Genomic DNA, 14944 nt, shown 5'->3' on the forward strand with positions numbered 1-14944 from the left:
AGGTAAATAATACAAATGGGATAGTATTCTGATACATAATACGAACAAACGATTGCTCTAAAATCGTATCTTTGCCTATAACAATAATTATAACAGTACTATATGAAGAAATACATATTATTGATAGGACTTCTTTTTGTTTCCATTTGTATCCGTCCTATTGAAAGTTTTAATTTTAAATCTCTTGATGTCAAGGATGGGATTCCTGATAATTATATATATGGTATTCTGCAGGATAGCTATGGTTTTATGTGGTTTATCAGTGGTAATGGTCTAAGTCGTTATGATGGCTATAATTTTAAGTATTATTCTATAGCCATTCAAAGTAGTATATATAGTATCAAAGAGGATAAGAACAAGAATATCTGGATTCAAGCCGGTGAAAAGTATTTTGTGTATGATCGTGTAAAAGACTGTATTGATGACAATATTACTGGTATATTGCAGGGGGTAGATATTCAAGGTGAAATAAAGCTTTTGTTTGTTGACTATGATAATAATATCTGGTTTTCTACAGGTGATAAATTAATTTATTATGAAATAGATAAAAACAGATTCTCCGACTTTATATTATCTCCAAATGACCAGATAAAATGGATCGAATGTAGGAATAAACAAGCCTATGTCTTATTCACGAATGGACAGGTTCGGAAGGTTGATTTTAAAACCAAACAAATTTCGGATGAGCTCTTTCTATCCTTGTCGACTTATCCTCACCACAGAATGTATTTGGATTTTGCATTTAATTTATGGTTTTATACTCCACATTCTTCAGAAGATGCATTACGATATTATAACCCTAAAACTAAAGAACTGAAAGTTTTTACGGACCGCGACAATCGTGCTTATTATTTTGTAACGGCAGTGATGGACGACGGTAAAGGAAATATATGGATCGGTACGGATAATACGGGAATCACAATTTATAATACAAGCAGTGATGAATGTTCTGAAATAGAGTATGAAAAAAGTAACCAGTTTTCTATTCCTACCAATCACATAAATTGTTTTTATCACGACAAGCAGAATATCATGTGGGTAGGTACAAGCAAAAGAGGAGTTGCATATACATGCTTAAATAATACACTTTTCAAACGGCGAAACATTTCGGAACAGGATGATATTAGCTGTGTGTTGGAAGATAATAATGGCAATATTTGGTTGGGGTCTGATGGAGACGGAATCACCTATATAAATCCGGTAACTAATAGTTTGACCAAGTATAATCATCGGGATGGAAGTATTTCGGAGAATTTGATTGTATGTTCTTTCCTTGATTCTAAAAATAGAATATGGTTCGGTACGTATGGGGGAGGAGTCTTTTACTATGAGAAAGGAAAATTTACCAGTCTTCATTATAGTAATGTGGATGGAAAAGAGAATCCTCTTCAGGATATTAGGAGCATCAATGAAGATATGGCCGGAAATATATGGATTGGAACCGTAGTAAAAGGGTTATATTGTTATGAAACCAATGGTACATTTACAGATTATACTGTGGATGATGTTCCTATAGCCTCTAATAGTATCACAGATTTATACTGTCAATATGGACAAAATTTGTACATAGCAACCACTGCCGGTTTACATGTAATAGATACATATTCCCGTCAAGTCTCTCAACTATCTAAGAATAGTGCTCATAAACGGCAACTTGACTCTTTTATTAGTTGCGTATATCGGGATAGCCGGGGGTTATTATGGATTGGAGGGAAAGAAGGGCTTTGGATTTATAATGAGACACAAGACTCTATAGCCAATTTAAATTCAAATAATGGGTTGTCTCACAATTTTGTCAGGGGGATCACTGAAGACCATAACAAGAATATATGGGTAACAACAGATGTAGGGGTAACTAATATTGTGGTCGTTAATGATCCCATGTCTCTTATGCCTACTTTCAGGTGTTATCGTTATTATAATGAGGACGGTTTGGGTAATATCATGTTTAATAATCATTCTATATGGTGTAAAAAGAATGGGGAAATCATGATGGGAGGAATAGGTGGATATATTAAAACCATGCCCGAACCGGTACCGTATAATCCTTATAAATCGAAGGTGGAATTTACTGCCTTGTATATTGCAAACAAAAGAATTGAGGTAGATGAGGTTATAAACGGGCGTGTTTTGCTAAACAAGAATATTCAGCTTCTTAAAGAAATATCGTTGGATTATTCTAACAATAACTTTGCCATTGATGTGTCTTCTTTGAACTATCAGGCGTTGCATAAAACTTTATTTGCATACCGGCTTGAAGATCACACTGAATGGATTCAACTCAATGGAAATACGATCTCTTTTAATAAGTTGCACCCGGGGACTTATAATTTGCAGGTGAAAGTTATTGGCGATGAATACCAGAATAATGAGATATCATCATTAACTATCCATATAAATCCTCCATTCTGGTTATCATCAACAGCTTATATCTTGTACGTGATTTTTATATGTGCGATTGTGGTTGCTTCAATTATGTATATACGGCGGAAAGCTAAATTCAAGCTAAAGATGCAGAAATTAGAGTTGGATGTAGCCAAACAGCATGAAATTGATGAGGCTCAAATGCGTTTCTTCACCAATGTCAGTCATGACTTACGTACGCCATTATCTCTTATCATAACTCCTCTGGAGAAGTTACTAGCTTCGTCTATTTCTGATAACCAGGTGAAATCAGATCTGAAACTGATGCATCGCAATGCAGAAATATTGATGGGAGAAGTGAATCAATTATTGGATTTAAGAAAGCTGGAGAATGGAAAGAGTGAACTTAAACTATCACACGGAAACATCTCGGAATTCATTAAAGAAACATGCGGTTCTTTCGAACCTTATTCAAACAAAAAGGGTATACAGTTGAAGTTGATCTTGAAATCCCCGTCTATTGAGATGGATTTTGACCGGAATAAGATTCAGCGTATTTTAATGAATCTGCTCTCAAATGCATACAAATTCAATACAGAGAATGGGAGTATAACCATAACAGTCGATAAAATTACGGAAGCGAATGCTGAAAAGATAAGGATTCAGGTGGCGGATACTGGAATAGGAATCAGTGAGGATGGTAAAGAACTTATTTTCGAGAGGTTTTATCAGGAAACACATACTTCTGACTATATTGGAAGTGGTATCGGGTTACATATTGTAAAAGAGTATGTGAGTATGCATGGCGGAAACATAGAAGTTAAGAACAATGTTCCCCGGGGTACTGTGTTTGTTATAACGCTTCCTATCAGCCTGACTTATGAGAAATATGCCGAAGAAGAACAAGTGGAAGAAATCGTTCCGACGGAAGGCATGGAGAGCACTGAAAACGATTATCCTATTCTGATTGTGGAAGACAATGATGATTTCCGTCAATTCCTAATAGACTGTTTGAAGGAACACTATCCTGTCGTTGCTGCGCCTAATGGTAAAAAGGCTCTTTCTGTGATGAGCCATCAACCTGTAAAAATGGTGATTAGTGATGTTATGATGCCTGTAATGGATGGACTTGAGCTTTGCAATAAGATAAAGGGAGACATCAGATTCTCTCATATTCCTGTTATTTTATTAACAGCGCGGGCTGCCGATGAGCATGTATTAAGCGGTCTGAAAGAAGGGGCTGATGATTATATAACCAAGCCTTTTAATCTCGATATTTTATTATTGCGTATCAATAAGCTTTTGGAATGGAGGAAAATGAACTACAATAAATTTAAAACAATAGATATTGAACCTAGTGAGATCACTATTAGCTCTTTGGATGAGCAACTGATTAGTAAAGCTATTAAGTTGGTTGAGGAGAATATCAGTAATCCGGAATTTTCAGTGGAGGAGTTAAGTTCTGCTATTGGAATGACAAGAGGACATTTATATAAGAAGCTGATGACGATAACAGGAAAATCGCCAATAGAATTTATTCGGGCTATCCGGATAAAAAGAGGTAAACAGTTGCTGGAAAAGAGTCAGCTTGGTGTTTCGGAAATAGCATACGAGGTTGGACTGTCTCCCAAGCAGTTCTCAAAATACTTCAAAGAGGCTTATGGAGAGTTGCCGTCTGAATATAAAAAGAAAGAAGACAGATAATTTTCTGATGTAACTGAATATATACTATGGGGAGTATTGAAAAAGATCGGATATGAAAAATTGTATATTAAATCATTCTGTTTTCTCAAATATGCAGTGGGTTGTGAGCGCAAGGAAAAATATCTGTAGGAATTGATATTAATGTATTTGGGAGTGGTATTATATCGGACTATTTCTTGTCAATGAGTATCTTCTGGGTTGAATAAGGTGAATCATTGATAGAAAAACTCTGGATAGCTATTCAATTTGATAATATCAATAAGTTTTTATCTGTATACTAACTAGAGTAACTAGCGCTCCATATAGACGTTTAGAATTCTTCTTTATGTCTTTCGAATCATTTCTTACCTTGAAACAAAGTGTTCCACACCGAGAAACACTTTGTTCCCCGGTGAGAAACATTTCGTTTCTCACCGGGGAATGATTGGGAAAGCTTCTCTTTTCTGTATATTAGTACTGTTTGCATGCATAAAATCATCGGGAATGGTATATATATGCGTGATTTTATGTGCTATTTTTTCTCGTTGTGGATATTTGGACAATTTGGTGGTGGCACAAATCTTAAAAATGGAACTTTATGGATGTTATTAATTTCATCTATCATAGCATAGAAATATTCGATTGGACTTTTTTTGCAAAGGCAGGGTTTCTGCCTTTATCTTTGCACCAGAAACAAAAAACAAAACATTGTTTCTGATGTTATAAGTCAAATCAATTAATAACAATAAAAGCAATAAAGATTATGGAACCAATTTTAAATTCTCAACTTCCTGAATTCAGCGTTCAGGCTTTTCACAACGGAGCTTTCAAGACTGTAACCAACAATGACCTGAAAGGTAAATGGGCGATTCTTTTTTTCTATCCTGCTGACTTTACTTTCGTATGTCCTACTGAATTGGTGGATATGGCTGAAAAGTACGATCAGTTCAAGGCGATGGGTGTAGAAATCTATTCGGTAAGTACTGACTCTCATTTCGTGCACAAAGCTTGGCATGATGCTTCTGAAAGCATTCGCAAGATTCAATATCCGATGTTGGCAGACCCGACTGGCGCTTTGAGCCGTGCACTGGGTGTATATATCGAAGAAGAAGGTATGGCTTATCGCGGTACATTCGTTGTCAATCCGGAAGGAAAGATTAAAGTGGTGGAACTGAATGATAACAATATTGGCCGTGATGCAAGTGAATTGCTTCGTAAAGTGGAAGCTGCACAGTTTGTAGCCAGCCATGACGGAGAAGTTTGCCCGGCTAAATGGAAGAAGGGTGAGTCTACCCTGAAACCAAGCATCGACCTGGTAGGTAAGATTTGATAGATCTTGATAATGGTGATTATGGGAGGCCGGTAACGGGAGACGCTGCCGGCCTTTCTTTTAAAAAAATGAAAGGGAAAAAGATATGTTAGAATCTGCATTAAAAGAACAATTAAAGGGTATTTTTGCTGGGCTGGAGGCAAACTTTACTTTTGATATATCCGTATCATCCAGCCACGAAAACAAAACAGAATTATTGGAGCTGCTGGGAGATGTAGCGGATTGTTCCGATCATATCACTTGTGTAGTGAATGAGGGAGACGCATTGAAGTTTACTTTACTGAAGAATGGCGACCGCACCGGAATTACATTCCGGGGTATTCCTAACGGACATGAGTTCACGTCATTGCTTTTGGCTATCCTGAATCAGGATGGCAAAGGAAAGAACTTTCCCGATGAGGCCGTTTGCAACCGTGTGAAAGCACTGAAAGGTCCGATACATCTGACCACTTATGTTTCGTTGACTTGTACGAACTGCCCTGACGTAGTGCAGGCCCTGAATGCAATGACTACTTTGAATCCGGCTATTACGCATGAAATGGTAGACGGTGCGCTTTATCAGGATGAAGTAGATGCACTGAAGATACAAGGAGTGCCCTCTGTCTTTGCAGACGGAAAATTACTTCATGTAGGTCGTGGTGAATTTGGCGAATTGCTTGCCAAGTTGGAAGAACAATATGGTATTGACGAAACCAAAGCGAATGCAGAGGTGAAAGAATATGATGTGATTGTAGCCGGTGGAGGACCTGCTGGAATATCGGCAGCTATTTATTCTGCCCGTAAAGGACTCCGTGTAGCTATCGTGGCCGAGCGTGTCGGCGGACAGGTGAAAGAAACGGTAGGTATTGAAAATTTAATCTCTGTTCCGGAAACGACAGGAAATGAACTTGCCGATAATCTGAAAACACATCTCTTACGCTATCCGGTGGATTTACTGGAGCATCGTAAAGTAGAAAAAGTAGAAGTGGTTGGAAAACAGAAGCAGATCACTACCTCTGTTGGTGAGAAATTCCTGGCTCCGGCACTGATTATTGCAACTGGTGCAAGCTGGCGCAAACTGAATGTTCCGGGAGAAGCCGAATATATTGGTCGTGGTGTTGCTTTCTGTCCTCATTGCGATGGTCCGTTTTATAAAGGAAAGCAGGTAGCAGTAGTAGGTGGAGGAAATTCCGGTATTGAGGCAGCCATTGACTTGGCCGGTATCTGCTCCAAAGTGACTGTTTTTGAATTTATGGATGAGTTGAAAGCAGACAGTGTACTTCAAGAGCGACTTAAATCATTGCCGAATGTGGAAGTGTTTGTAAGTTCACAGACTACGGAAGTGATAGGAAATGGTGATAAGTTGACTGCCCTGCGCATCAAAGACCGCAAAACGGAAGAAGAACGTTTGGTGGAATTGGATGGTGTATTTGTACAGATCGGGCTTTCTGCGAATAGCAGTGTATTCCGCGACATAGTGGAAACCAACCGTCCGGGCGAAATCATGATTGATGCACATTGCCGTACGAATGTGACGGGTATCTATGCAGCCGGAGATGTTTCTACGGTTCCTTATAAGCAAATTATTATCTCTATGGGCGAAGGGGCGAAAGCTGCGCTTTCTGCATTTGATGATAGAGTGAGAGGAATTATCTGATATATTCAGATATAAAAAGCACAGAAACAAAACATTAGCGAAAGGAGGAATGACTCCTCTAAAAAATACCCTCGTTACAGATTTGTAGCGAGGGCTATTTTACATTTAGAGAGTATGACGTTCTCTTTGAATGGCAGTGAAAGACCTGTTCATTTGATGTGGGCTAATGTTGGATGGGATTGTCGTTCCATCCGCTATTTTTACCTAAAGTACGCTGTTTCCAATATTTAACCTTGCTATTAGGAGTTCCGGAATAAACAGTTGGAACATTTACTTCTTTATCACTGTTGAGCTTAACAATATATTCTCCGTCTGTGATTGTGGTAAACGTAATCACATTATTCTTCTCAATTTTATATTTTACTTTGTTTTTATCATTGACTGACATAACCACAATATTATTAACTGGCCATGGGTTTTGAACTCTGCAGATATTTCCTTTCAGACTTTTTATTCCTATCTGGGTTACTTTGGTTTGTTCATCTCTTTCGGACGACACAATGAATGCTCCTCTTGCCAGTAAGGTGAAAGCTATTCGTGTTGTATCCCATGCTGCTGGTATTGCAGGAAATACTCTGATTTTGTCTTCATTGCTTTGGAGCATCATCTCATTCATTGCTGTACTATAATTGCTTATAGGCTCCATTCCACATTGGAAGAAATCATGCGAACGGATAGTGTAAATATGCCCCAACAAGTCGTGAACGGATTGGAGGTCATAAATATTATCCGGATATCCGGTGACATTGTGCATCAGTCCTTGTGGATACATTTGATGGATGTTCACTCCATTCATAAGGTATTTAAGAGCTTCGTCTCCAAGTCCCATTCGTGCTGCAATTTCCGGGAGAGGGTAGTGTGCATTTGCACTCTCACGACATTTCTGTAAATTGGTTATAGCTTTTCCCATGCGCGAATCTTTATCATCAATGCCAATCAGACCTGTTGGAAAGGCACTTGAGCCGGCACTCGCCCACATCCAGGGAGAGTATCGTAACTCTGTATAGTATTCTTCCGCCGGAGCGATAACTTCTCCACATGATTCAAACGGCTCGTAAGAAATCTTCCATAAGTGATTCAATACGTGTTTCCATTGGGCAATTTTATCTTTGTCCGTCTTTAATAGAGTGGCTGCTTTGATACAATTTCTGAAAAGCTGTTCGATGCAATTCCTGTCACTAATCGTATTCTTTACATAGCTGATATCTGCTGACTCATATAAAGAAGAAAGAAAATAGAACTCTTTCTTTTCTGCATCCCATTGTAATTTCTCGAGATAGAAATTAGCAGCCTTTTTCATGAAAACGTATGCTTTGCTTTTCAGAAAGTCTTTGTCTCCGGTGAATGCATAGTAATCCCAAAAGAGAGAAGCTATTTGTGAAGCAGGAGTAAAGTTGTTTCTCATATCTTCACGGTCTTTCCCTGTCTGCTCTCCGGTGAAACAATGGGCTTCAGTGATAAGTAATGCATCATCTGATGCTCCATATTCTTTTGCGAGCGTTTCTCCCGATGGAATCATCTTGAAGTATGTGTCGAGATACGGAGCCATTAGTTGACAGTCATTCTGCGCACATAATCCCCAGTATTGCTGTTGTGTATTCCAATGATGAGGAGTTACCCAATTCATGACATCGCGATTCCAACGCCACAATCCTCCATTGAATGCAACAGGAAATTCTCCTTGCGAACCGGCAGCCATCAGGTATCTGCGCAAATAATAGATGTTTTCAAGATAATCGTCTCCTAATTTCATGAAAGCATTAGACCAGAAATTTTTGTACCAATTATCTTTATCTGCCTTTAATTGTTCAATGCCATCTGTTTCCGCTTCATCAAGTAATCTTCGGGCAGCTTCTACAGGAGCCTTATTCTCACGATCTGTCACTACACTAATCAGGACTGTGAGCTTGTTTTTAACCGTTTTCTGTTCCATGCGATGCGAATTGATAATCACAGGCGAAGCCGGTTCTTTTATGATTCTGCACGCTACGGCGAAATGCAGTCCGTCGCCATTTTCTTCAATAATCATATCATTGCCGTTGAGCAATGACTGGGTTTTGCCTATGCCTATCTTTGGATCTTTGGGAAATCGTCCGGCATACCATCCGGAGAAAGAACGACTGCCGAGCCTTTCGAGTGAAACGGTTGATTTCTGTTCAGCTCCTGTTAGCTCTTCATTGGGCAGGTTTTCACATTTCAGTATCCATACGTTTCGATCATGAGCCAGCCAGGTCCGGATAGTGGTTGTCGAATAAGGAGTGGCGGCTTTATAAGTCGTTTCACCTTTCTGTAATGATAATCGTCCCTCAAAGTTCTTCAAGTGTATCCAGCTAAAAACAGGAATACCGAAATCTATCTTTAGACGCGCTGCATGCTTTAGGACGGATAGGTCGTTTTCTTCCTTATCTGGTTTGCTCCATAAATCGTTTTTGTTTATCTGGAGTTCAATACCATTGTCGTTGTTCCAGATCATGCCTCCTATGTTCCCGTTTCCCATAGGAAACCCCTCGGCTTCTAATTGAGTCGGAGAAAAATAAACGATATCATGTTTTGACAGATAACTTTCATCAACTTTGAAAGGAGAGGAGGACATATTAAGATATTTGTAGTCTGCTCTATCTTGCGCATTGAGACAAGTGCTCATGAATATCAGGAAAAGTGAAATGAACGTTGTTCTCATGGTATTAATTTTTTGGGGGCTTTTAAGAAATATGTGCTAAGCTCATTTATTTAGTCATGATATGTATATCTGACGAAATCAAACAATCCGGAATTTTCCTGCTGTGCCGGTCGGTCTCCAATAAATTTAAGATTCTCTACACTGCAAAAAATATGGAATGCAATGTCTTTTCCAAATTTCAGTTGAAGTTCATGTTTGGGCTCGTTGTCTATTAACCAGGTGATGTAATAGTTCCCGTTTTTTAATGTCAGATCAATTTCGAACAGATGCCATCCGGTCTTGATTACTACAGGAACGGAAGAAAAAGGATATGCCTGCGATGTCATATAAGCAATCATTTCGTCGGGAGTTGCATTTAACTCCTTGCGAACTGTATCTTTACCATATCCGACTTCAAAATCCAATTCATGTTGGTCGTCATGGTATATCCACGAACCTACGCTGCATTGATCTCCTATTCCCATTTGTGGGATATGAGTGCGCCAGGTATATCTTCCTGTTGTATAAATCCGTTCTACAGTGCGAACCTTTTTCCGATCCACCGAGTTAGCCCGTGTAAAGATCCGTAAGTAACCATTCTCTAATATGCATTGATTATCCGGGTTGTCATCCTGATGTCCATATTCCCATCCATCCAGATTATTGAAGTTCCATTCTTTGTTTGGCGGATTTTTAGTACTGATGTCATTGGTCTGTTGCTGTGCAAAGCAAAGGCCGCAAATGCATATTAGTAACAGAGTTAAATAGCAGTTTCTCATAATAATTGAATTTAAGTGTATTCGTTTTCTTTAAATTGCTTCGTTGCAAAAGTAGTCGAATACCCTATTCTGCTCATCAGATTTTAGTCATTTCAAATCATGAAACGTCCAAATCTGCACTGAAAATCCTAATCGCTCTGTCCCGGAAAGTATAATTTCTATATAAATGATAAACTAAAGTGCTGAATCTACTCTGATTGTTGTTGGGTAGAACCGTGTTGCGCTCTGAATTGAGAAGGAGTCATTCCTTTCATTTCTTTAAATAACGTACTGAAATATCGTTGATAAGTGAAACCTACCTGCTCTGATATTTCAGTAATGCTCATGTCAGACTGAGTTAAAAGAATGATTGCTTTGTCGATTCTTCTACGATTGATATAATCGTTTGCTCCCATGCCGGTCAGTTCCTTGATCTTATTATATAAGGATGTCCGGCTCATTGCCATTTGAGCAGTCAGGAATTTCACATCCAAATCTGGTTGAGACAGATTCTGATCGATCATTTCATTCAATTTAATCATAAATTGTTCATCTGCATTGCTGAAAGTAGCCTCTTGCGGAGACAGAATGAATTGATTGCCCCTGTATCTGGACTTAATATATTCACGGTTTCTCATCTGATTCTGGATCACGCTGAGGAGCATTTCCATTTCAAATGGTTTGGGTAAATAGGCATCAGCTCCTAATTTGTATCCTAACATCTGGCTTTCAGAATCGGCTCTGGCGGTAAGCAGGATGACAGGGATATGGCTAATATTCAGATTCTCTTTAATTTCCTTGCATAGCTGATAGCCATTCATTTGTGGCATCATTACATCACTTACTATAATGTCCGGTTGCTGTTGCTTAATAACTTCCAGTGCTACCAGTCCATTTTCTGCCTGATAGATCTTCTTGAATTTATCCTTAAGGGCACTTTTTAAGAATTCCCTTAAGTCCTGTTTGTCTTCTACAATCAACAGCGAATATCCTTGTAGAGAGAAAGAACCGGATTCTATTTTCTCTTCTTCCTCCGGAGAACTTAAAAGTTCATTGAGGTAGGAATGTTGAGGACATGATACTTCCTGCTCTTGTAGATTAGCCGGTATTTCATAAAAGAATGTGGCCCCTCTGTCTTCATTATTGAAAGCCCCCATCCTGCCTCCATGCAGGTCAATCAACATTTTAGCATAAGATAAACCGATACCACTTCCTCCCTCATTATGTTTGCCTTGGTAGAAACGGGTAAAGAGCTTTTTTATATCTACATTATCCAATCCGATTCCCTGGTCTTGTACGTGTACCTGTATACTTTCATTTGTACGGATTGTTTTTATGACGATACGAGTCTGATTAGGGCTATATTTCAAAGCATTCATAATCAGATTGGAAAGAACAACTCTACATTTGGTGTCATCATACGCGATATATTGTATGCTGTCGTCAAAGTCGTATGTAATTTCAATTTCTTTGGCCTTTGATGCAGTTTGAAATGTTTCTGCCACTTCCTGTATCCACTTGTGCAAAGGATGCGAAGAGATGTGTAGCACTTCCTGTCCTACCTCCATTTTGCGTGCATCAAGCACAATGTTGATAATATCTTTCATCTGATTGGCCTGCTTGAATGCACCCTGTAGATATTCTGGCAGCTCATCTTGCTTTACCTCTTTATTTAGAATTCGTTTCAGGGAAGCATAAATGAGTGTCAAAGGGGTACGTAGCTCATGACTGATATTGATTAAGAAGCGTATTTTCTCTTCATATATCTTCTTCTCATGTTCCCGCATCTCACGTTTCAGCCGATTCTCTTTTTTTCTTATCAAACTAAAGAAGACTACTCCTGCAACTAGAAATGCAAAGAAAATGCATAGTATAATAAACCAGGTAGATTTCCACCAAGGAGGTGAGACCATAATAGTTAAGATCTCTGTCGGCTGGCTCCATTCACCGTTGGGGGTATCACAGGATACGCTGATGGTATATTCCCCTGATGCTAAGGTACCCAATTCGAGTGTCTGGAGATAACTCTCGATCACCATTTTGTCTTTTCCTGTGATGACATACCGGAAAAGGTGTTTTCGGAAGGAGTTCTTTTCGTCAGCAATCACTTTGATGTTGAACGATGAATGATTCCAGGGAATCGAAATACAGTTATTATTAACCTGTTTCAGAGTTGATTTACCATTTAGTTTTACTTCAAGTAGCTTGAGAATAGGAGACGAATTACTTTCGAAAATAATATCCGTATTAATGCGTACCAGTCCCATAGTGCCTCCCATATACAGATTGGGAGTACGAAGAGCAGGAATAGGGGTAAATATCAATTCGTTGGAAGGAACTCCATCGGATTCGTCCAGGATAACGAAACGTTTTTCGTTAATAATATACGCAAAGAACATATTTTGCGCTCCTATCCAGACTTTTCCTTTTTTATCATAGGCAAGGCTGGATACACTGTTGAACAAGTTGGTGTGTATCTTTTCTGTTTTTCCAGTCTGTTTATTGTAGAAGAGCAATCCAAAATTACTTCCTATCCAAAAGTTACCTTTATCATCTCGGCAGGCCGATGTGAAATCATCTCCCTCTTTCATGCTGACCAATGAGGACAGTTCGTTGGTTTTGAAGTTTAGTTTAAACAGGTTGTTGGTTCCCATTAGATACAGATGGGTATCGTCGGAATAAATAGCCTGCATAGCTATTTGGCGCTGAATGTCTATTTGGGGTGCATAGAGAATAGATGTTTGCCGGGTATGCTTGTTGTAGATATAGACTTTTGCTCCTAATATGTAAATGTTATCTTTTGTAGCATATAGGTTTACCAAGTCGCCGGATGAAAATTCTCTTTTAGAAATAGAGTCATTGATAATGGGAAAAGGTTGCATCTGTGCGGTTCTCTTATTAAAGGTATAGACCCCTTTATTGAAACATGATAATAAGAGCTCATTTTCAGAAAAATCTGTGATAGAGGTGACTTTCTCTCCGTATGTAGTAGGGTAATGATGAAATGTATTCGTTTTTTGGTCAAATGAGTTGATACCTCCTCCGTCTGTTCCAATCCAAAGCAATGTATCCTTATCTTCAAAGATGCTAACCACGATGCGTTCACTAACTCCATTGGGATTGTTCAGTGGAACATCTTTATAGGTTTTGATGAATACTTTCTTAATAGCGAATAATCCTCCGTGTATGCTGCCTATCCATATATTGTCCATTTGATCTTTATAGAGCCGGTAGATAGAGTTGTTCGGTAAGGATTGCTCATCATCGGAAATATGTTTAAGATAAGAGAACTTCATAGTCTGGAGGTCAAGTATGTTGATGCCTCCTCCGTCAGTGGCTATCCAAAGTTGATTATCTTTTTCAAGAAAATCAAAAATGATGTCGTTGTTGAGCTCGGAATTCCTGGTGGATAAACTGAAAAGTCTTTTCCCCTCTTTCGAGTAGCAAGCCATTCCTTTGCCATAGAATGACACCCAAAGCCGGTTTTGAGAGTCAACAAATATGGTGTTTATCTCGCGCTCTTTTACAAATGGACATCGATACATTTTCTTTTTTGCTAGATCATACATCCAAAGCCCATCTTTCTTACTGCTGGTTATCAGTATATTGGGACTCCACTGAAAGATGCGGTTGATACATTTCAACTTGTCTCCGTCGATGTCGGGGAAGATCGTCGTAATACTTTTATCCGCCAGATTGTATTGGTATAAGGTTTCTTCTCCTCCAAACAGGAAATTGTCATCTATTTGAAGATAAGACCAAGCGGTAAATGGTTTTCCGTTATATTTCAATGGCTGAAACTGATTTTCGGCTTTATTGTAGATGGCAATTCCTTTATTGGTAGAAACGTATAAATCGCCGAAACGATCCTCTGTAATAAAACGAATGAAATTGTCGGGCAATGAGTTGGGCTGCTCCCGGTCATGAAAATAACTTTTCAGTTCAGATTGGTCATAACTATTTAACCCCCATTTAGTACCTATCCATATTACTCCTAAATGATCTCTGTAAATGCACTGCACTCTTGATTGTGACAATCCCTGTTCCAAAGAAATTTGTCTGAAGTAGTAGTCTTGTTGTTCAGCCTTGGTAGAAAGAACAAAGAATAATATCCAGATTAGAAAAGAATACCTCTTTAGTACGTGTGCTTTTGACATAGTTATGTTCTTTTGATAGAGCAAATATAAAAGAAGTTATGAAACTGTACAATAGATTTCATCTTCTTTTGTCCACAAAGCTCATTAGATAGCTAGAAAGGATATCCAGAATACTCCTTTTGAACAGTAGCGGACTAATTATGGATGTTATTTGATCTCTATTTCCACGCTTTGCACCTATATTTGCATAGTTGACACTAAATACGGAATAGTATTAAACCTTAAAAAAAGACTATTTACTATGAATACATCCTAAAACTTTAGAATGAAGAGGTGGCGAAGTAATGTTGGGAACATTTTGAATGCCTTGACTTGTATCTAAAATTCCTAAAAATCTAATATTATTATATTCTAACT

General features: G+C 38.5%; 6 protein-coding genes. 3 read left to right on the forward strand and 3 right to left on the reverse strand.

The features are described from left to right. The first annotated feature begins 102 nt into the window (after positions 1–102). The 3 genes from DXB58_RS02515 to ahpF all read left to right on the forward strand — a co-directional run bounded on the left by DXB58_RS02515 (position 103) and on the right by ahpF (position 7013). A complete protein-coding gene (locus tag DXB58_RS02515) occupies positions 103–4068 on the forward strand; it encodes a hybrid sensor histidine kinase/response regulator transcription factor (RefSeq protein WP_122135805.1) in 3966 nt (1321 codons plus the stop codon). Positions 4069–4810: 742 nt separating this feature from the next. Next, the gene (ahpC, locus tag DXB58_RS02525; RefSeq protein WP_004307892.1) at positions 4811–5377 is read left to right on the forward strand and encodes an alkyl hydroperoxide reductase subunit C; all 567 of its coding nucleotides are present in this window, start codon (positions 4811–4813) and stop codon (positions 5375–5377) included. An 85-nt stretch (positions 5378–5462) separates the two neighbouring features. Next, complete coding sequence (gene ahpF, locus DXB58_RS02530) at positions 5463–7013, forward strand: alkyl hydroperoxide reductase subunit F (protein ID WP_122135807.1); 1551 nt, start codon at positions 5463–5465, stop codon at positions 7011–7013. 163 nt (positions 7014–7176) lie between these two features. Here ahpF and DXB58_RS02535 read toward each other — a convergent pair whose 3' ends face one another. From DXB58_RS02535 to DXB58_RS02545, 3 genes are all read right to left on the reverse strand, one after another. Further along, on the reverse strand, positions 7177–9693 hold the full coding sequence (locus tag DXB58_RS02535; RefSeq protein WP_122135808.1) for a glycoside hydrolase family 95-like protein: 2517 nt from the start codon (positions 9691–9693) through the stop codon (positions 7177–7179). Between the two features lie 50 nt (positions 9694–9743). Further along, a complete protein-coding gene (locus DXB58_RS02540) occupies positions 9744–10451 on the reverse strand; it encodes a hypothetical protein (protein ID WP_122135809.1) in 708 nt (235 codons plus the stop codon). A 188-nt stretch (positions 10452–10639) separates the two neighbouring features. Then, on the reverse strand, positions 10640–14587 hold the full coding sequence (locus DXB58_RS02545) for a two-component regulator propeller domain-containing protein (RefSeq protein ID WP_122135810.1): 3948 nt from the start codon (positions 14585–14587) through the stop codon (positions 10640–10642). Positions 14588–14944 lie beyond the last annotated feature (357 nt).

The organism is Bacteroides sp. OM05-10AA, assembly GCF_003439055.1.
GTDB lineage: Bacteria > Bacteroidota > Bacteroidia > Bacteroidales > Bacteroidaceae > Bacteroides > Bacteroides intestinigallinarum.

Excerpts from the sequence above, each read along its gene's own strand:
- DXB58_RS02515 (WP_122135805.1), top strand. The coding sequence starts at position 103 with ATGAAGAAATACATATTATTGATAGGACTTCTTTTTGTTTCCATTTGT.
- ahpC (WP_004307892.1), top strand. The coding sequence starts at position 4,811 with ATGGAACCAATTTTAAATTCTCAACTTCCTGAATTCAGCGTTCAGGCT.
- ahpF (WP_122135807.1), top strand. The coding sequence starts at position 5,463 with ATGTTAGAATCTGCATTAAAAGAACAATTAAAGGGTATTTTTGCTGGG.
- DXB58_RS02535 (WP_122135808.1), bottom strand. The coding sequence starts at position 9,693 with ATGAGAACAACGTTCATTTCACTTTTCCTGATATTCATGAGCACTTGT.
- DXB58_RS02540 (WP_122135809.1), bottom strand. The coding sequence starts at position 10,451 with ATGAGAAACTGCTATTTAACTCTGTTACTAATATGCATTTGCGGCCTT.
- DXB58_RS02545 (WP_122135810.1), bottom strand. The coding sequence starts at position 14,587 with ATGTCAAAAGCACACGTACTAAAGAGGTATTCTTTTCTAATCTGGATA.